The sequence below is a fragment of the Deltaproteobacteria bacterium genome (assembly GCA_019310525.1).
Taxonomy (GTDB): Bacteria; Desulfobacterota; DSM-4660; order Desulfatiglandales; family HGW-15; genus JAFDEE01.
Map to the genome: position 1 here is coordinate 1 of JAFDEE010000055.1, position 19323 is coordinate 19323.

Here is a 19323-nt window from a genome sequence, read left to right on the forward strand (position 1 = left end):
GCGTCTCAGCGTCAGTATTGGTCCAGAGAGTCGCCTTCGCCACGGGTGTTCCTCCCAATATCTACGAATTTCACCTCTACACTGGGAATTCCACTCTCCTCTCCCATACTCAAGCTCGGCAGTTTCAAATGCACTTCCGGGGTTGAGCCCCGGGCTTTCACATCTGACTTGCCAAGCCGCCTACACGCTCTTTACGCCCAGTAATTCCGAACAACGCTCGCACCCTCCGTATTACCGCGGCTGCTGGCACGGAGTTAGCCGGTGCTTCCTCTAGTGGTACCATCAGACCTTACGGCTATTCACCGTAAGGCTTTTTTCCCACTTGACAGAGCTTTACGACCCGAAGGCCTTCTTCACTCACGCGGCGTTGCTGCGTCAGGGTTTCCCCCATTGCGCAAAATTCCTCACTGCTGCCTCCCGTAGGACCTCCCTGAACGGCAACTTCCATGGAGAGGTCACCTTTCATCCCGAAGACCGGAGTCCCCGGGACGGTATCCGGTATTAGCCACGCTTTCGCGAAGTTATCCCAGATTCAGGGGCAGGTTACTCACGCGTTACTCACCCGTGCGCCACTTTACTCCTTCCTGCAAGCAGGAAGTTTCTCGTTCGACTTGCATGTGTTAGGCACGCCGCCAGCGTTCATTCTGAGCCAGGATCAAACTCTCCGATTAAATCATCGGCTCGTTGAGCCTGTCTTTCGTTTGAGGCCTGTAACAGCGGCATCACTATTTAGTTTTCAAAGAGCAAGTATCTTCTCTATTCTAAGTCCGCCTTTGATCCGTGTCAAGGATTTTGTCGCGCTGCTCAAAATGGAAACACGTTTATACCGGCAGACCCTTTTCCTGTCAAGCATAAATTCAAAAAAATTTTCAATTTTTCAAAAATATGCTCACTGAGAATATTTACTGTTATTTCAGGTAGATACAAAAAACCCTCACCACCCTGAAATTTTTCCCCTCAAAATTTCATGTTTTTTCCTTTGATCCATCCCTATTCATCATTGAAGGGTTCACTGGTAGCATGAACGAATATCTACCCTTAATCGACGAGATCGGATACGGGTACGAGGGTGAAATCCCTTTTCAATTTCGGCAGGTATTCCTTGAGGGCACGCAAGGTCTCTCGATTGGGATGGCCAATACCGACAGCCGCCCCCTTCTGCCTTGCAATCCCCAGTAAGCGCTCCATCTGGAACTTGATCGCCGTGGGTGAAGCGTCGTTGTCCAGGAATACGTTACGCCTTGCCGCCGGGACTCCCATCTCCCGGGCCGTCCTGAGTGCCACGGTTTTATTGGTTGTTCGACTGTCCACGAAAAACAGGCCCCGCCTTTTCGCCTCACTCAAAACGATTCGCATTTTATCACACCGTTCGGTGAACAGGGATCCCATGTGGTTGTTGAAGCCCTTTGCCCCGGGAACTCTTTGAAAATCAGCATCCATGATTTTCTTTATTTCACCCGCGTCCATACTCGTCAACAGGGCACCGGGTCCCGGATTCAAGTCCGGATAATGCCTGGGTTCCATCGGCAGATGAAGCATGAGTTCGCGCCCCCTTTCTCTTGTCTCATTGACTATGGATCTGGTGAAAGGGGCCACGGGAAGAACGGAAAGAGTGAGAGGAATTTCCAGTTCAATGAGTTGTCTACCGATTGTTTTATCATAGCCGAGATCATCGATAATGAGGGCAATCCTGGGCAATTTGTGGGTAGGCACCTTCTCCCCCGCCCTATAGATCAACCTGACCTTATGACTTGGGAAACCAATGGTCTGGATATTGAAAATCCATTTGCACGCGGAAGCTTGATCAAGACGATACTGAACCGATGGACCCAGCCGGTCCAATCTTTCCCCTATCTTTTCCTTTAGCATCCAAAGGCCCCTTCGGTCTGGAACACGTATCCTCAGGTCCGTATAGTCCCATTGATGTCCGTTTTCGTGCATGGATTTCACAGAAAGGAAAGCCAGGTCTTTTTCGGGTATTCCCACCTCATAAAGAACATCGTAAATGGCGTCGTCGATCCTGGTGATTTCTCGGCGAAGTTTCGAGTCAACCGAGAAATTCTCCTCATAAGCAGGTCGCAGGGACTCTTCTGGTGTGAAGGGGAGATTATGGAGAAGGCCAGCGATAAGACCCAGGCACAAAATCAGCCCCAAAAAGAGGAGGACGCCTTTCGGGCGTCCCCTGCTCGCTGATCTCTGTTTCTTCCTTTTCGGCATTGACCGAACCGGCGACCTTGCACGGAGGCCTGCTAAAATCGACCCCGGGAGACTAGTGGGGTTTCAGGTTGGAAAATAAATTCCAGGTCTTCAGGAGTTGAAGGGCATACCGGATTTGATTGTCCCTCTCGAGAAGCCTTTTCACAACTTTTTCCTTTTCACTCAATTTCTTCGTTTCTTGCGGTTCTTCCTTTAATGTTTCATTGTCCATATGCCCCTTCAGATCTTTTTCCCGGATCACTCTGGAGTTCTCCTTCTCTCGGGGTTTTTTATAGGGAACAAATTTCAGTTCAATGTCCGGCGAGATGCCGCTCAACTGGATCGACCTTCCACGGGGGGTATAGTATCTGGCGGTTGTCAAGCGAAGTCCTGATCCATCCGAGAGGGGCAGGATGGTCTGAACCGAACCCTTTCCAAAGGTTTTAGTCCCGAGGATCAGAGCTCGCTTGTTATCCTGGAGTGCTCCGGCAACGATTTCGGCTGCGCTCGCGCTCCCGCTATTGACTAGGACAATCATTGGGTAATTTCTCTCCACACCGTTTTTCTTGGCGGAAATCTCCATCGTCTGAGAGGGATCCCTCCCCTTGGTGCTGACAATGACTCCGGAATCCAGGAACACATCAGAGACGGCTACAGCCTGAGAAAGGAGCCCCCCAGGGTTGTTCCTAAGGTCCATGATCAGCCCTTCTACCTTCTGCCCCTTCTCGATATCCTTCAGGGCCGAAATCAGTTCCCGCTCCGTATTGGCCTGGAAGCTTGATATCCTGACATAGCCGATCTCCGGGGTGAGCCGGTAATGTTTGACGCTTCTCAAAGGAATCACATCCCGGGTAATGTTGAATTCAATGGGCTTGTCCGCTCCTTCCCTCATGACCGTCAGTTTGACCTTTGTTCCCTTTGGCCCCCTGATGATCTTCACGGCCTCGGGCAAAGACATGTCCATCGTCGAGGTGTCATTGATCTTGATAATCTTGTCCCCGGGCTTGATTCCTGCCTCATAGGCAGGAGTCCCTTCAATGGGAGAGATTACCGTAAGGACGTTATCTCGTATGCTGATTTCGATTCCCACACCTGTAAAACTCCCTTTTGTCTCGATCAGGAGTTCTTGATGCTCTTCCTTGGTCATGAAAGTGGAATGGGGATCCAGGCTCTGCACCATTCCTTTGATGGCCCCGTAGATAAGTTCCTTCGGATCCCGAGGCTCGACGTAATTCTCTTCGATCTGGCGCAAGACTTCGGCAAAGAGTTCCATATTCTTGTACATCTCGCCGGTCCCTGCCGTTACCTCCCTCCCACTCCCTTTGAAAAAGACGATTCCCCCGACCAGGAGGGTGATCAGCACGATATCGAGGAAAAACTTTTTATTATTGAAGGCCATATCTTTTCTCCTGCATTACCGTTTTCCAGCACCTAATCTATCCCACTTCTCTGAAGCGGGTCAATGAACTTTTAGCCACTTCATGGGATCAAGGTTTTCCCCGCCCTTTCTGATCTCAAAATAGAGTCTCGGGCCGATGAAGGATTGGCTGTCCCCGAGCAGCCCGATGACATCTCCTCCTCGGACGGTATCCCCCTTTTCCCGATCTCTTCGGGACAGGTGGGCATAGACCGTGAAATACCTGGATCCGTGATTGATTACAACGATCTGGCCATACCCCTTCAGCCACCCGGAATAGTCGATCCTTCCAGGATAAACGGCCCTGACCTCACCTCCCGGGGGGCCCTCGATGTATATGCCCCGGGGGGCCGCTGCGTGTGTCGCCTTAAGAAGCTTGAAGCCCTTGACAATCTTTCCGTGAAAAGGGAGGGGAAGTTTTCCCATGGCGGCGGCGAAATCAGGGGGAAGCATTGTTTGCTCATGGGGCCTGTTGGCTCTTTCATCCAAGTCCCTGATCGTCCTCCCAAGCCCCTTGGCCGCCTGTTCCAGTTCCTTGACCGCCGTCTCGTAAAATTCCTTTTCTTTATGCACCTTCATCAGGAGCAGAACCTTCTGGTCGAGGGTGCTCTTCAGGGAAGCAAGCCTCTCGCTTTCCTCCTTCCTCAAGCGATCGATCGTACGCAACCGCTCCTTCTTATTTGCGATCTCCATCCGGTGCCGGAGATGTATCTTCTCCAGCCTGGCCAAGAGTGCCCGGTCCTCCGCCAAAAGGACCTGAAGATACTTGACCCTCTTTCTCAATTGGTGGAGGCCGGAGGAGGTGGCCAGGAGGTGAATATAGCCCCTCCTTGCATGTTTGTAAAAGGCCACGAGACGGCCGGCCAGCCGACTTTCAGCCTCCCTGCGGGATCGCCTCAATTTTTCGAGTTCGGCATCCTGCACCTCTATCTCTTTCCGGACCTTTTCTATTTTTTCCTTGAGTTGCCCTAGGAATTCCCGTTGCTCCTTGATAGATTGCTCCAGCCGGGAGAGTTGATTCAACAGGCTCTTCTCTTTCGCCCCGAATTCATGAAATCGCACCTTTTCCCGGAAAAGTTCTTCTTTAATTTTACCGGCTTGACCTTGCTTTTTCACCGGGGCGGCTTTTCCAACGGCAAGACCACCCCCAGGTCCCCAGAGCATGAAACAAGACAGAAAAAAGGCCGCTCCCAGGCCAAAGAGACCTGATCGGCGTGAAACGGTGCAAGAATTGGGAGCCATCCCGGTCAATCCGCGCCCTTTTACAAGGTTATTGAAAAACGTAGCAAGCACAGTATTTTTTCAACGGGCTGTTTAGTTTCTTCGAAACACCGGCCTCTCTAAGGCCTGAAAAAACGTCCAAGAGCGATGAAACTTCCTGTCAACCCCAGGAACAGACTTAGAACAAGAAGCAAAGCGATCTGGCCGTGCCCCAGGAAAACGATATCGACAACGGGAAGTCCAAAGACCTGCAAGGTCCGGGCGGAGAAAAGGCCATAAAGGAAAAAAAGGATCATCAAGGCCATTGCCCCACCGATGAGGCCTTCCAGGGCCCCTTCCACCAGGAACGGCATCTTGACATAGGCATCCGTGGCCCCGACGATTTTTAAAATTTCTATCTCGTCTCTGCGGGAATAGATCGCCAATTTGATCGTATTGGTCACGATAAAAAGTACGGCCAGGCAAAGGAGTCCTCCGATGATGCTCCCTCCGACTTTGAGAAAATAGATCACCCCCTTCAAACGTTCCGTCCACTGTTCATCGTACTGGACATCCTCCACTCCCTTAATTCGCTCAAGCCTCTCCTTTACCTCTCCAGCTTCCTGAGGACTGAAACCCTCGGTGAAAAGAATTTCAAAAGAGGCCGGGAAGGGATTATCCGAGAGCCCCTCCAAGAGCCCCGCCTGGTTGCCCAGGGCCTCTCTCATCTCCTTAAGGGCCATCTCCTTGGATACGAATGATATGGTTTGGACATGGGGCAGACCCCGAACAACGGTCTCAATCCCCGTTTTCGTGACGTCATCAATCCCGTCCTCGAGGTAGACGGACATAGTCAAGGTATCCCCCCATCGGTTCACCCAATTGCTCACGTTCACATACATGAACATGAAGGCTCCTATGAGAAGAAGGGAGATGGCGACCGTCCCGAGGCTGACGGCATGAATCATTCTGTTGTCGAATAGGTTTCGGAAGGCATGCTTGAAAGGGTATGTCCAGGTCCTAATTCGTGCCATTATTTTGTTCCAGAAAGACCTTTCCCTTTTTCAATAAAACGATGCGTTGATCCGTTCCCCTAAGGAGTTCCCTGTTGTGGGTGGCGATCAACACGGTTGTCCCCCTGAGATTGATGCTCCTGAAAAGGACCATGATTTCTCTCGTGATATCCGGATCCAGATTACCGGTGGGCTCGTCCGCCAGGAGGATCAGAGGATCATTGACTATGGCGCGGGCGATGGCGACCCGCTGCTGCTCTCCCGCGGAAAGCTGCAAAGGGTAAGCACGTTCCTTTTCCGCCAGTCCGACGGCCCGGAGGACCTGATGAGTTTTCTTGCGGATGACAGCGGGTCTCTCCCCCGCCACCTCCAGCGCTACGGCTACATTTTCGGCCACGTTCTTATTTTCCAGGAGCTTGAAATCCTGAAAAACAAACCCGATTCTTCTCCTCAGATGATCCAGCTTCAACCGGCTTATGCGGTTCAGGTTGATACCGTTGATCAAGATCTGGCCTTCGGTACACTTCAGGGAACCGAACAGAAGCCTCAAAAGGGTCGTCTTTCCCGCACCGCTGGGGCCGGAGACAAAGACGAATTCCCCCCTGCGGATCGTCAGATTGATGTCATCGAGGGCCGTATTGGAGCCGAACCTTTTCGAGACGTGGAAAAGACGGATCATGGGCACATAGGTCTTTATGCTTGGCGGATCCCCGGGGGCGACGTTCGTTCGATTCCTGCCCCCGCCCGGAATTCCCCTGGAACCCACCGGGATATCCCTCTATTCATTAGATGAGGGTTCCCGATATGTCAATGACGTTCCTTTTACCTCCAACCAGCCTTGCATATAGTATGCTTGACACGGGGAACACCACGAAAACAAAGTGGTTCTCTTCCCGCAACAATCAAATCCCCGTCCTTTTGACTGAGAGGCCCTAAGGCGGCCCTATGAACTCAGATTATGCGTGAAAAATGAAATTGATTTTTATTACAATATGTTAAAGCATTCTAAGAGCACCCGATGGGTGAAGGGTAAAAGGATGTTCCCTCCGCTACGTTCGCTACGCCGTCCATGGCTCCGCTCACCGCCGATTTTGGCTCTTCCGCTCTCCCTGCCTGCGGCAGGCAGGCTGCTCCAGAGCCAAAATAGGCCGCTCCGGGAAAATCCTTTTACCCTTCCTTGGACAAGGGTTCACGCATAATTTGGGTTAAACTCATCGTTCCACGTGACCCAGCTTGATCATTCGTTCCCGAGCCGCATCCTCCTTTTTCCTTTCCCATCTTCGCCATTCCTCCCTCAACCGCTCAAGTTCCTTTTCGAGGGAATCTAACAACTCTCTTTCCTTCTCCCCTTCCGATGGGGAGATTGCGGCCATCTTTTCCTTGATCGCTCTCACCCGTTCCTTGATGCGGCGGAGTGCGCCCAGGGCCTCCAATTCCTCGTCCGTAGGGATATTCATTTTTCCACAAGTCCGGTCGTACTCCCGGCCTTCCGGTTGATCATTGGCCATGTTCCCCTCCTCCGGGGATTTCCCCCCTTGTCTTTCAGCCCCCCTTTTTGATCTGGGTTGATCTAGGGACCATACCTTCTGAAACCCATCTTGCGAACAAGTGATACGCCCGCCGAAGGAATATCTTGACTAACCGCCGTACCCTCCCTAATATGTTTCGGTTTATCAAACTCATTACGGACGGCAAATCAATGAAATTGTCTACCAGGGGGCGTTACGGCACACGCCTGATGCTCGAACTCACAAAAAATTATGGCAAGGGTCCTGTCAGTACCTCCCAGATCTCAAGGAACCAGAATATCCCTATCAAATACCTTGAGCAACTTATAATTCCTCTGAAGAAAGCGGGCCTGATCAACAGCGTACGGGGACCCAAAGGAGGGCACATGCTCTCCAGGGAGCCGGAAGAAATAACGCTATGGGATATCCTTACCCTCCTTGAAAACAGAATGACCTTCGTTGACTGTGTGGATGGGGAAAAAGTCTGCCCAAACGCATCGAATTGTTTGGTGCGTCCCATATGGGAAAAGGCCTTTGCCGCCGCCTTGCGGATCTTCAAGGAGACCACACTCTCCGACATCCTGCACCTTCAGGGCGAAGAACTGGAACAGCTTTCTCCCCCCTTGCCCGGAAATGACCATTGCGAGGGCCCTAAGGATTCATGAAGATTTTCCACGATCTATATGCTTTTATATGGATGGACCCGTCGGCCAATAACTGCAATACATACTTGATCGATAGGGAATTGAAAATTCTCGTGGACCCCGGGCATGAACACCTGTTCGGTCATGTACGGGAAAAACTCGCCGGGCTCTCCATCGCCCTTGGAGACATCGATCTGGTACTTGTCACCCACGCCCACCCCGATCACATGGAAGGAATCCACCTTTTCAGCAAGACGGATACCGTAACGGCCGTTTTCGGGGAAGAAACGGCCTTCAACGAACAAATGGCGTCCCAGTTCGGCCAGGCCCTGGCGGTCACCCCCCTTGAACCGGAGATCCTGCTCAGGGAAGGAGAATTGAAGGCCGGAGACCTAACGCTTCAAGTGTACCACACTCCGGGCCATTCCCCTGGATCCGTATGTTTTTACTGGCCGGAGAGAAAGGTCCTGTTTTCCGGCGATGTGCTTTTTTTCCAGGGTGTTGGTCGAACCGACCTGCCCGGAGGTGATGGATCGGCGTTAAAGGAAAGTATTCGGCGCCTCTCCAGGCTCGATGTGGAAACCCTTCTGCCGGGCCACGGACCTATCATTTCGGGCCGGGAGGAGGTAAAGGCCAATTTCGAGGAGATCGAACGGACCTGGTTCGCCTATCTCTAGGGGTGATCACAAGGCCGGGCAAAAAGGACAAGGAGGCCCCGAGGCGGGTTTGTTCCGGTCGCCCTCCCTTTTTTTATTCTTCATCATCCGGAGATTCACATGAAGAAGCCCCCCCTGTACCAAGCCATATCAATCGACTTTGATCTGCGCCAACTTGAAATATTCAAGGAAGTCGTTGAACATGAAAGCTTTTCAAAGGCGGCTCAAAAGGTCTGTCTGGCCCAGGCCTCCGTGAGTGAACGAATCGCCAATCTTGAGAGCGCCGTGGGGACCAAACTGCTTGACCGGCTGGGCCGACAGGTGGTTCCTACAAAAGCGGGCAAGCTCCTATACAAACACGCGAATCTACTCCTGGATATGAAAAGAGCGGCATGCCTGGAATTACAGGATTTCATCGGGCTGAAGCGCGGAGAGATCAGAATGGGAGGAAGCACCATCCCCGGGGAATATATCCTCCCCAAGGCCTTACGTGGCTTCAGGGAGCGGTATCCCCTGATAACGGTCACCCTTACCGTGGGGTCAACCGGCGATATCGAGGAACTAGTATTGGATGGGAATCTTGAACTCGGCGTGGTGGGCTCCATGCGTAAACACAGGAATCTGGAGTACCGGGAGCTGTGGGAGGATGAGCTCCTCTTGGCGGTCCCGGCCCAACACCCATGGGCTGAGCGTGAGGAAGTCACCCTTGAGGAGCTTTCCACCGAACCCTTCATCACCCGGGAACCGGGATCCGGAACTCTGAAATTCATAGAAGAATACCTGCGCTCCGTCGGCCTTTCCAGCATGGAGGACCTTAATGTAGTAGCCGCCTTGGGCACCTCCACGGCCGTAAAGGAAGGGGTGAAATCGGGGCTCGGGGTCTCCATACTTTCCTCAAGGGCCCTGGAAACCGATCTGGCAGTGGGTATTCTGAAGGGTCTCAGGGTGAAGGGACTTCTGATGACCAGAAGTTTTTATCTCCTGATGGATAAGCGGAGGGAACCCTCCCCCCTCTGCCGGGCGATGGTGGAATATCTTCTCGGCAAATCCTGAACTCTTCCGGTGTATGTGAACGGTTTTCCCACAACAGTAAAAAAGCCAGGGCACGCTGCAAATTTCACTGATAATCTTCACTTCCTTCACAGCAATGAAGGTCTGAAACCACCTGTTCAACCATGGGGAGACAATCTCTGATGAAAACATTACATAAACCCATCGATTACCGGGGTGATTGTTGAAGGGCTTACCTGGACGTAGGTCTATGTCTGAAACTTATCTCTCCTGATGATTCATTCGAATTCATCCTTGAGAGGGAAAAGCTGGAGAAGGTCAAGCGGGTCGTCTCCCATAACGGGGGAGAAATCATCGAGGAGAAACCTTATCAAGGGGACGTTTTACTAAGAGTCAGGAAGAGAGGTCCTGGAAATCCTTGAGGGTCGGATTCTCCTATGGTTTCCCTCCTCAAGGCCCCCCGCCTTACGGAACCTTACGCCTGGTTGAAGCACATATAGGAAAGGGTAGAGCGGGACGAAATCATTGCACTTGTCCGGATCCCATTGCTCAGATGCCCTTGTTCAGGGATCGTCTGGGGAGATTGTGAAGGTGCGAGCTTTAGGTCAATAAAAGCCGCAAGTTCGGAGATACCGAGCCCCAGGGGCTGAAGGAATTCTACTTTGAGATTGCACTCAAGGTGTAAACCCTTGCAGACGGAGTCCTGAAAGGAATCTTGCGGTATTGAAAAAGGGCGGAAACGAAGATGGGCAAGCTCAGTTCCCGATCGCGGTTTGATTAACGAAAGCTTTCACCAGTTTGATGATCTCGCTCACCTGGCCCGGATTTATACCGAGCAGTCTTGCGGACTCAAGTTTCCTTGGACGGTCCTTTTCCTGGCAGGGGCTGAAACCCATCTTGTGGGCGAGATTGTTCGCGAGATTTACCACAATGATTTCGCGACTCATGTCTGTTTCCAGTTTCGGATCCTCGTGGTGCAGGGCGACTCTCACAATCTCCTCTCCGAAACCCCATTTCCTGAGAATCCCTCCACCAAATGAGGTATGGACTTCCTGAATGATGGAAAGGATCCTGGACCATGTGGAGGGAATTTGCAGGAGCACGGGATCGTCCAGGGCCCTGAAAAGCAGAACCTTCCCGATATCGTGTGTCAGCCCCATGAAAAAAAGCTTTTCCGGGTCATCGAAGAACAGCCTTTTCCCGATCTCTCTGGCCCCTTGGGCGCAGGCAAGGGAATGCATCCAGAGTTCTTCCATCAAGGCCTGAAACTGCTCGGTCTTTGCCTTATATAGGGACTTGTTGACAATAGCTGCCACGATGCCCCTGGTTTCTCTGAAACCCAGCCGTTGAATCGCCTTGCTCACCGTCTGGACTTTTTCCGTTCCTCTGAAATAAGGCGAATTGACGGTGGAGATCAGCTTGGCCGAAATGGCGGTATCCCGTTCAATGAGGGCGGCCAGGTCATCCACCTCACAGGAAGGATCTTCCATGAGTTCCTCGATCTCCTGGGCCACCCTGGGAAGTGTCGGCAGTTGCAGTTCGCCCTTTTCGAATTTTCGTATGAGCGCTAAAATCCGCTTCCTTAGGGCCACCAGGGTCTCTTTCCCGTTCGGCCCGTCGTCTCCACCAAAACCCAGCCGGTCGATCTTCCTGACAATGACATTCTTGTCAAAAGGCTTGGTGATGTAATCGTCACACCCCATCTTAACACACTTGATGACCGTCTCTTTATCCGCATGGGCCGTGACCATCAGGATCTTCGACCGCCGCTCCTGGGGAACCCCCAGGTTTTTCTCCATTTCCCGGATGGTATGAAGGACCATCCGGCCGTCCATTTTGGGCATGGAAATATCCAGGGTGACGGCATCAAACGGTGCCCCTCGCTCAAAGGCCCTCTTAAACGAAAAGACAGCCTCGGTCCCGCTTCCCACCACCTCGCATTCCCCCATGTCTCGCAGGATATGCTCGACCATCCTGCGACTCACTGGGTCATCGTCCACGACGAGGATCTTCATACAGTGCCCCCCAAAACATCCGGGATTATGCTCTTTCTATAATTGAATGACCTACTTTTGGATTTCTTTTATATAATCGGTTACAGTTTCCCGGAACTTTACAAATTCATTTTCAACTCTCTTTACAAGGGTTGATACGTGGTCGGCCTGGCACTTGTTTGCAGCCGTTTCCAGTTCGTGGGCCGTGTTCCGGAGGGCGTGGGCGCCGAGGTTGGCCGATGTCCCTTTGAGGGAATGCGCCAGCTTGGAGACCTTATCCCAGTTCTGTTCTTCGGAAGCCTTCTTGAATTTCTCGATGCTCTCAGGAATGCCCCGGAGAAAAATTTCAATCAGACCGACCCCGAAAGACTCATCCCCGGAGATTCTTTCCAGGAATTCCTCCTTGTCGAAGACCTTCTCCTTCTGAGGGGCAATCCCGTCCCTGCGCCCAACCCGATGGTCGCTTACCCTTGCAAGATACCTTGCGAGGGTGTCAAAGAGCACATTCGGCTCTATGGGCTTGGACACATAGTCATCCATACCGGCCTCAAGGCACCGCTCCCTGTCTCCTTTAAGGGCATGGGCCGTCATGGCGATGATGGGGACCTTCGGGTTCAGAAATCGCGATCCGGATTTCCGGATGGTTCTGGTAGCTTCCAGACCGTCCATTACCGGCATTTGAACATCCATGAGAACCAAATCATAGTAAGTCCGTTCGAGAGCCTTCAACGCTTCCTCGCCGTTTTCTGCAACGTCGGCCCGATATCCGAATTTCTCGATGAGCCGAAGAATCAGTTTGCGGTTGATTTCATTGTCTTCAACGACCAGTATCTTGATCCGTCTTTTCTTCTCTTCGGATATCGTGTGCTTGGTTATCAGCCGGAGATCGTCCTTGCTTTGTTTCCGGTCGGGGCTGGAGTTCAAGATTTTGACCATGCAGTCGTACAAGAGTGAACGCTCAAGGGGTTTGGTGAGGTAGCCGGAAAATCCGATTTCCTTCATTCGTGATGCGTCACCACGCAGTCCCCTGGACGTGACCATGATCAACTCGGTATCACGAAGTGATGGGACGGACTTTATGGCCCTCCCAAGGTCTTCGCCGTCCATCCCCGGCATCATATGGTCCGTGATAACGATGTCAAAGGGTTCTCCCTTCTTGGAGGCGTGAAAGAGTTGCTCCAACGCTTCCTGGGCACTGGAGACTTCCTGATGTATGCAGCCCCATGACTGGAGGTAGGTGCGGAGAAGTTCCCTGTTGTTTCTGTTGTCATCAACCACCAAGACACGTTTTCCTTTAATGCCGGAGAGGAGTTCCGGGGTCTCCTCTTGGAGGTGGGGCATCTTTTTCAGATTGGCCGTGAACCAGAACGTCGAGCCCTCTCCCTCCTTGCTCTCAACCCCGATTTCACCTCCCAGCAACATGCTGAGCTTTTTGGAAATGGCCAGACCCAGACCTGTTCCCCCGTACTTCCGGGTTGTCGAGGCATCCACTTGTGAAAAGGATTGAAAAAGGCGGTCCAGATGTTTCGCCGGAATCCCTATGCCCGTATCCCGAACCTGGAACCGGATCAAGGCGTGAGTATCCGTTTCCCTATCAAGGGACACGATCACCGACACCTCGCCCTGTTCTGTAAATTTTACAGCGTTTGAGACGAGGTTGATGAGGACCTGTTTCACCCTCCCTGGATCCCCCGATAGATTTGAGGGGACTTCGGGATCTACCACGCACCTGAACCCGATGCCCTTTTCATGGGCCTTGAGTGACAGAATTCCGCTGACCTCTTCAACCGTGCTCCGGAGATCAAAGGGGATATCTTCCAGTTCCAGTTTTCCGGACTCGATCTTGGAAAAATCAAGGATATCATTGATGATATGTAAAAGGGAATCCGCACTTCCCCGGATGGTCTCGGCATAATCCCGCTGCTCCGAATCCAGATTCGTATCCAGCAAAAGTCCGGTCATACCGATGATGGCATTCATGGGAGTTCTGATCTCGTGGCTCATCGTGGCCAGGAATTCACTTTTCGCCCGATTTGCCGCCTGGGCTTCAAAGGCCATACGGTTGGCTTTTTCAATGGCCTGTTGGAGTTTCTCGTTTGCCTTTTCAAGCTCTCGGTTTGCTTCGTCGGTTTCCATCTTGGCCTTTTTCATGGACTCTTCCGCGCGCTTGTAATCGATGGAAAAACCGATCTGGCCGGATATGTGCGTCAAAATCTCCAGATCTTTTTCAGTGAAATCCGTCTCGTTGTCATAACTTTGAAGCACAAGGGCGCCGATCACTTCTCCCCCGGCACGCAAGGGAACGCCCAGCCAAACTTTGGGGATCGTTCCCATCATTTCGGCCTCGCCGCTTTCTTTTAATCTTCTGATATCGTCCGGCCTGAGCAGAACGGCCTTCTCCTTTTTGATCACATATCCTGTCATGGATTTACCGAGAGGAACCGAAGGAAACTCGTCCTTCTCGTCGATGAAGCAGGGGAAAAACAGCCGATCAGTTTCCTTGTCATAGAGGGCGATGATAAAATTCTTAGTATCCAGAAGCCTTCCGATCTCGACCCGGATCATGTCATACAGCTCTTCCATATCTCCTGTGGTGTGGACCGCTTTGCTGATACCATAAAGAAGACGCTGGACTCCTTCTGACCGCTTCAAGTCGGTGATATTAGTCATGACCGCCAGGGTGCCGATGAACCTCTCACCCTCGAACCTCGGGCTTCCGCTCACCAGCACAGAAATCCTTTTTCCATCTTTTCGTATCATCTCAACTTCATAATAATCCGTTTCTCCCCGATGCCTTCGTTCATCAGCCTGCATAACGGTTTCCCTGGATTCCGGAGCAACAGCAAGTGTCCAATGTTTTCCAAGGAGTTCTTCGTACGTGTATCCCAGCATTTTTGCGGCTGCGGGATTAACGAAGGTGATGTACCCATCGCTGTCCTGGAGCAAAATTCCAACGGTAAGATTCTGTACTATACCCTCACTGAAATCCTTCAACTCCTGCAACTCTTTCTCTAGAGAAGAGGATTCATCACGATTTTCGATTCTGGCGATCCAGCAAGCATCTTTGTCCAAACCTTTTGAGAGGGATAAAATCATGGGAAACGCATGCCTACCCTGTTTCAGTCCCGTGATCTCAAGTCTTATTTCTTGTTTATTTTCCCCGGAGGAATCCAAACGGGACTCTTTCATGATCTCGAGGACTCGTCTCCTGTTTTTTTCATCTATCAAGGTTTCGATTGTATATCCTGACCATTCCTTCCTGGAAATGTCGAAAACCGCCTCGGCAGCGGCGTTCAGAAAGAGTAGATTTCCTTCTACCGTTAAGATGGCAATGGCTTCCTTAACGGAATCCAGGGCCGCCTGGAACGTCCTGCTCATCCCCGGATACTCCTTGTGCATGCTGAATGATCTCCTTTACCCCTCCCTCCAGGCTCGTCTTCCCGGGAAAAATTCGGAAGGTCTGCCATGGATAGGTGTCTTAGGGAAAAATATGATTATTTGTTCAATGAAGCGGAATCCGGAGCTCTTCTCCATTTCATGTTATGTCAAAGCGTTGACGATGCCTGCCACAGGCATCAACCCCGAGGCTCTGAAAAGAACTCCGTCATTTGGGGCTAGACACAATTTATTCTTCGCCGAAGAGGGGAAACTGCAATATAAATACCAACCATTTTATTTTCCAGAAAATCAACACGACTGACACTTAACCCTTTAAAATATCTTGATTTACATCCATAGCAACGGTCGCTTGCGACCGGTACCGGTCGGCCGCCAAACCTTTATTCCCTTGTTCGTATGCAAAAACGTCAAGATTCCGGCCACCATCCATGCAGCCCTGTTGACAGTTTGCAAGGATTTGCATACAATGTTTCGTTAGTTAGTGCCCATCCATAAATGGCCAATTTTCGCAATCTCGGCCTCAGACGCAAATTTTCTCATTTATGGATGGACACGAGTTAATCCTTATTAGGATTCACAACATTGGGGTTTTAAGAGTGTCTCCGTTTTTTCCGAAGAAATTAAGGGGAGAAAGGAACCTTGGCTTCAAATCCCCCATTCCATGAAAGGAGACCCTTGATCCATGAATTCCTTTGCCCACGGAATGGAAAAACCTGAAATGGAATGGAAGATCCTGGTGGTTGATGATGATCCTATTTCCAGGGAAATGGTTGCCATGTCCCTAAAAAAGATGGGGTACTCTGTGGATCTCGCTGAGGGAGTGGAGGAAGCGATTGAACAGACGAAAAAGGAAGAGTACGCCGTCATCATCACCGATAAAAACATGCCAGACGGCAAGGGGGAGGAAGAAGGAGGGATGGAACTCCTAAAATATGCCAAGACCAGGCTTCCTTCCACCGCCGTCATCATGATGACCGCCTATGCCTCGGTAGAGAGCGCAATCGAAGCCATGAAACTCGGCGCATTCGATTACCTGACCAAACCCCTGGATAACGCCGAGTTGAGGGAGAAGATCGATAGAATACGGATGTACAAGGGATTTCTCAATCCGGAAATCACCTTCAGGATTTACAAGACCCTCCATAATGAAATTCTCTCCATTCTTGAAAAAAGAGGGGGGCTTTCAGACGAACAACTCCGAAAGTCCCTCAAAAAAATCGACAGGAACATCGATCACTTCTTCAAGGCCCAGCAGGAGTGGGAAAGGATTTTCCTTCTCCAAAGAAATGCACTTGGAGAAATTGCTATCCTGGCCGAACAACTGCTGGAGAGAATGGACGAATCAGATCCACGCATGGAACTCATTGAAAAAATTTGCGAATCCGCTGCGCAACGCATCTGACTTACTCCGGGTGCTGGAATTATTTCACCCCAAAGAATAAAAAACCCTTAAGGATCTAGTTTAGACTTCCGAGACTTTTGAAAAAGATCTCCGATAAGCAGCGACTTCGAAAATCCGGTGTCCCCTCCGCCAAACGGACCTAACCAACCAAGACCATTTTCCCCTTCCCTATCTCGTCATTCCATAACGGCAATCGAATCGGATATAGGGATTTCCGTGCTTACGGAGATCGGATATCGGCATTTCCTGTTTGACAATTCGGCCTCGCCTTTTTTACTCTTCTCTGGAATTAACTCACCAAGAAAAAACATACATGTTCACCTTTTTCGGTTTCACTTGGGTTAAGGCTCCATATTGGAGGACAGGTGGACCCGGGAGGTCAGACCGGGGAAAGATCGCGTCACCCATTTCCAATTTATCCCTTCAAAATCGATATATCGGTCTGAAGCCCTTATTCAAGTGTCCACCTGAAAATCAGTGCAAACAAATGAGCTACTTTGCTGGAGGGACCATTATGACAGAAGACTGGAGAGTGATGTGGGAAGAGTTGGGGCTCGACCTGGCTGCCCATGACGACCTTTTGGAGGTTCTGGGAAAGAGCTACCGGGAGATTTATCTGGAACAGGAAAACCGCCCTCAAGGCATGGGTTATTTCGACTTCGTAATGAGAGAAGTCCACGGGCTCCGGATCAAGGAACTCCTGAACGAAAAGAAGGCGGGAAGGAAGATCATCGGGTCTTTCTGCGTCTTCGTTCCTGAGGAAATCGTCCGGGCCGCTGACGCTACCCTTGTCGGTCTCTGCAGCGGAGCGGAGTTCGCTACGGAAGAAGTCGAAAAAGTTCTTCCCAGAAATACCTGCGCCCTGATCAAGTCCGCCTTCGGTTTCAAGCTGGGCAGGGTCTGTCCCTTCATCGAATCAGCGGACATGATCGTGGGGGAAAACACCTGTGACGGGAAGAAGAAATCCTACGAGATCCTCCATCAACTGGTCCCGAACCTCTATGTTATGGACCTGCCTCAGACCAAGTCTCAAGAAGGACGCCGGTTGCTGAAGGCGGAATACCTGCATTTCAAAAGGGCGGTGGAGGACCTAACGGGAGTCGGGATCGATGCGCAACGTCTGAAAAAAGGCATCGAAACCGTAAACAGGAAGCGGAAGGCTATCCAGCGGCTCTCGAGTCTCCGGAAGGCCGATCCGGCACCGATCTCCGGCCTCGATGCCCTGCTCGCGAACCAGGTTTCCTTCTATGACGACCCGAAACGGTTCGCCGATTCGGTCGACAAAATCAGTAATGAACTGGAAGGACGAATCGCGAAGGGGGAAGGGGTCTTCCCGAAGGGAACGCCCAGGATCCTTCTATCAGGCTGCCCCATGGCCGTCCCCAATTGGAAATTGCCCTGGATCATCGAGACCTCCGGCGGGGTGATCGTAGGGGAAGAATCCTGTGTGGGTGAACGCGGCATGCGCAACCTGACGGATGCAAGGGGAAGTACGGAAGAAGAACTCATCGAGGCCATCGTGGATCGCTACTTCCAGGTGGACTGCGCCATCTTCACCCCGAACCCGGAGCGCCTGGACCATATCCGGGAGATGTTCCGGGCATACGACGCCGACGGTGTCATCCACTACGGGCTCCAGTTCTGCCAGCCCTATTCCATTGAATCCATGCTGGTGGAAAAGGCCTTAGAAGCCGAAAACATTCCCATCCTGCGCATCGAGACCGATTACGGCATGGAAGATGTGGGTCAGCTCAGGACCCGGGTAGAGGCCTTCCTCGAACTCCTCAAGTAGGGACGGAAAGGGATTCATGCGCTGTGCAGGCATTGATATAGGTTCCCGGACCATCGAACTGGTGGTATTAGAGAGGCATAAGATCATCCTCAAAAGGCAGGTCGATTCCGGACACAACCCCCTTGCCCGGGCCAAGTCACTGCTCGAGGGGGTCGAGCCCGATCTGCTCATGGCCACCGGGTACGGGAGGCATCTCCTACGGGAAGCTCTCGGAGCCAGAACCGTTACGGAGATCAAGGCCTATGCCTTGGGTGCCAGGCACCTTTTCCCCGAAACCCGGGGGATCCTGGATATCGGAGGACAGGATTCAAAGGCCATCTCCCTGGACGGCAGGGGCAGGGTGATCAGGTTCTTGATGAACGATCGCTGCGCCGCCGGGACCGGAAAATTCCTCGAGATCATGGCGGCCACCCTGGGCTACACGCTGGAGGAATTCGGCACCAGGGCCCTCGAAGCTGAAAGAGACATCCGGATCAACAGCACGTGTGCGGTCTTCGCTGAATCCGAAGTCACCTCCCTGGTGGCCCGGGGAGAAAACCGCCGGGACATCGCCCTGGCCCTTCACCGTGCCGCTACGACCCAGGCCGTTTCCCTGCTAAGAAGGGTATCCGTAGCCGAACCCCTGCTCTTCGCGGGAGGCGTGGCCCGAAACACCTGCATGAAGGATCTTCTCTGCAAGGCCCTGGGTATGGATCTACTGGTCCCGGAAGACCCCCAGGGGGTCGGGGCCCTGGGGGCAGCCCTTTTAGGGGCAAGGGAGGAAGCATAGGCCATAAAGGTTTCCGTGTGTAGAAGAAGTATCATGACGAAAAGGCCCTCAACTATCGGATGAAACCCGTAAAAGCCCCGAATTCTATCGGTATTTCCAAATTGACGGCACCCAGGGATACCGATATGATTCATACCTAAATTGAGCGATTTCCGAGTTTTCTGGAGATGCAAGGCGCGCGAGGATTCAGGAATGAGGCGTACATATTAGTACGCCGCAATGACGGAATCCGAAGCGCCTGTCTGCGTGCCTGCCTGTCCCGTTGGGACGGCAGACAGGCACCGCACAGGCAGGCAACGCAGCAGATCCGGTAAAATCGGAA

General features: G+C 51.9%; 14 protein-coding genes and 1 rRNA gene. 6 read left to right on the forward strand and 9 right to left on the reverse strand.

From position 1 onward, the window contains the following. The 7 genes from JRF57_11090 to JRF57_11120 form a co-directional block, all read right to left on the reverse strand. Positions 1–671: ribosomal RNA gene (locus tag JRF57_11090) — 16S ribosomal RNA — on the reverse strand; the annotation flags it as partial. A 367-nt stretch (positions 672–1038) separates the two neighbouring features. Continuing rightward, on the reverse strand, positions 1039–2217 hold the full coding sequence (locus tag JRF57_11095; GenBank protein ID MBW2304244.1) for a divergent polysaccharide deacetylase family protein: 1179 nt from the start codon (positions 2215–2217) through the stop codon (positions 1039–1041). Positions 2218–2269: 52 nt separating this feature from the next. Beyond that, entirely contained in the window at positions 2270–3595 is a 1326-nt protein-coding gene (locus JRF57_11100; GenBank protein ID MBW2304245.1) for a S41 family peptidase, read from the reverse strand. Between the two features lie 60 nt (positions 3596–3655). Next, complete coding sequence (locus JRF57_11105) at positions 3656–4729, reverse strand: peptidoglycan DD-metalloendopeptidase family protein (protein ID MBW2304246.1); 1074 nt, start codon at positions 4727–4729, stop codon at positions 3656–3658. A gap of 224 nt (positions 4730–4953) precedes the next feature. Further along, complete coding sequence (locus tag JRF57_11110; protein ID MBW2304247.1) at positions 4954–5847, reverse strand: ABC transporter permease; 894 nt, start codon at positions 5845–5847, stop codon at positions 4954–4956. Beyond that, positions 5834–6511, reverse strand: coding sequence for a cell division ATP-binding protein FtsE (gene ftsE / locus JRF57_11115; protein MBW2304248.1), 678 nt, complete (start codon positions 6509–6511; stop codon positions 5834–5836). Before ftsE ends, JRF57_11110 begins: the two co-directional genes overlap by 14 nt. Positions 6512–7037: 526 nt before the next feature. Then, on the reverse strand, positions 7038–7334 hold the full coding sequence (locus JRF57_11120) for a hypothetical protein (GenBank protein MBW2304249.1): 297 nt from the start codon (positions 7332–7334) through the stop codon (positions 7038–7040). A gap of 191 nt (positions 7335–7525) precedes the next feature. On the opposite strand from JRF57_11120, the gene JRF57_11125 reads away from it, so the two are divergent. From JRF57_11125 to JRF57_11135, 3 genes are all read left to right on the forward strand, one after another. Continuing rightward, complete coding sequence (locus JRF57_11125) at positions 7526–7999, forward strand: RrF2 family transcriptional regulator (GenBank protein MBW2304250.1); 474 nt, start codon at positions 7526–7528, stop codon at positions 7997–7999. After that, positions 7996–8655 (forward strand): MBL fold metallo-hydrolase, encoded by a 660-nt coding sequence (locus JRF57_11130; GenBank protein MBW2304251.1) that lies wholly within the window; start codon positions 7996–7998, stop codon positions 8653–8655. Before JRF57_11125 ends, JRF57_11130 begins: the two co-directional genes overlap by 4 nt. Positions 8656–8754: 99 nt before the next feature. After that, complete coding sequence (locus JRF57_11135; protein MBW2304252.1) at positions 8755–9687, forward strand: LysR family transcriptional regulator; 933 nt, start codon at positions 8755–8757, stop codon at positions 9685–9687. A 713-nt stretch (positions 9688–10400) separates the two neighbouring features. Here the strand turns inward: JRF57_11135 and JRF57_11140 are convergent. Both JRF57_11140 and JRF57_11145 read right to left on the reverse strand, forming a co-directional pair. Further along, a complete protein-coding gene (locus JRF57_11140) occupies positions 10401–11660 on the reverse strand; it encodes an HDOD domain-containing protein (protein MBW2304253.1) in 1260 nt (419 codons plus the stop codon). Between the two features lie 51 nt (positions 11661–11711). After that, positions 11712–15038: a response regulator gene (locus JRF57_11145; protein ID MBW2304254.1), complete on the reverse strand. Its 3327-nt coding sequence runs from the start codon at positions 15036–15038 to the stop codon at positions 11712–11714. Positions 15039–15720: 682 nt separating this feature from the next. On the opposite strand from JRF57_11145, the gene JRF57_11150 reads away from it, so the two are divergent. The 3 genes from JRF57_11150 to JRF57_11160 all read left to right on the forward strand — a co-directional run bounded on the left by JRF57_11150 (position 15721) and on the right by JRF57_11160 (position 19001). Then, entirely contained in the window at positions 15721–16440 is a 720-nt protein-coding gene (locus JRF57_11150; protein MBW2304255.1) for a response regulator, read from the forward strand. 514 nt (positions 16441–16954) lie between these two features. Then, entirely contained in the window at positions 16955–18232 is a 1278-nt protein-coding gene (locus JRF57_11155) for a 2-hydroxyacyl-CoA dehydratase (protein ID MBW2304256.1), read from the forward strand. 16 nt (positions 18233–18248) lie between these two features. Next, positions 18249–19001, forward strand: coding sequence for a 3-hydroxyacyl-ACP dehydratase (locus JRF57_11160; GenBank protein ID MBW2304257.1), 753 nt, complete (start codon positions 18249–18251; stop codon positions 18999–19001). Positions 19002–19323 lie beyond the last annotated feature (322 nt).

Bases quoted from the DNA above. Each gene is read 5' to 3' on its own strand.
- JRF57_11095 (MBW2304244.1), bottom strand. From the start codon at position 2,217: ATGCCGAAAAGGAAGAAACAGAGATCAGCGAGCAGGGGACGCCCGAAA.
- JRF57_11100 (MBW2304245.1), bottom strand. From the start codon at position 3,595: ATGGCCTTCAATAATAAAAAGTTTTTCCTCGATATCGTGCTGATCACC.
- JRF57_11110 (MBW2304247.1), bottom strand. From the start codon at position 5,847: ATGGCACGAATTAGGACCTGGACATACCCTTTCAAGCATGCCTTCCGA.
- JRF57_11120 (MBW2304249.1), bottom strand. From the start codon at position 7,334: ATGGCCAATGATCAACCGGAAGGCCGGGAGTACGACCGGACTTGTGGA.
- JRF57_11125 (MBW2304250.1), top strand. From the start codon at position 7,526: ATGAAATTGTCTACCAGGGGGCGTTACGGCACACGCCTGATGCTCGAA.
- JRF57_11130 (MBW2304251.1), top strand. From the start codon at position 7,996: ATGAAGATTTTCCACGATCTATATGCTTTTATATGGATGGACCCGTCG.
- JRF57_11135 (MBW2304252.1), top strand. From the start codon at position 8,755: ATGAAGAAGCCCCCCCTGTACCAAGCCATATCAATCGACTTTGATCTG.
- JRF57_11140 (MBW2304253.1), bottom strand. From the start codon at position 11,660: ATGAAGATCCTCGTCGTGGACGATGACCCAGTGAGTCGCAGGATGGTC.
- JRF57_11145 (MBW2304254.1), bottom strand. From the start codon at position 15,038: ATGCACAAGGAGTATCCGGGGATGAGCAGGACGTTCCAGGCGGCCCTG.
- JRF57_11150 (MBW2304255.1), top strand. From the start codon at position 15,721: ATGAATTCCTTTGCCCACGGAATGGAAAAACCTGAAATGGAATGGAAG.
- JRF57_11155 (MBW2304256.1), top strand. From the start codon at position 16,955: ATGACAGAAGACTGGAGAGTGATGTGGGAAGAGTTGGGGCTCGACCTG.
- JRF57_11160 (MBW2304257.1), top strand. From the start codon at position 18,249: ATGCGCTGTGCAGGCATTGATATAGGTTCCCGGACCATCGAACTGGTG.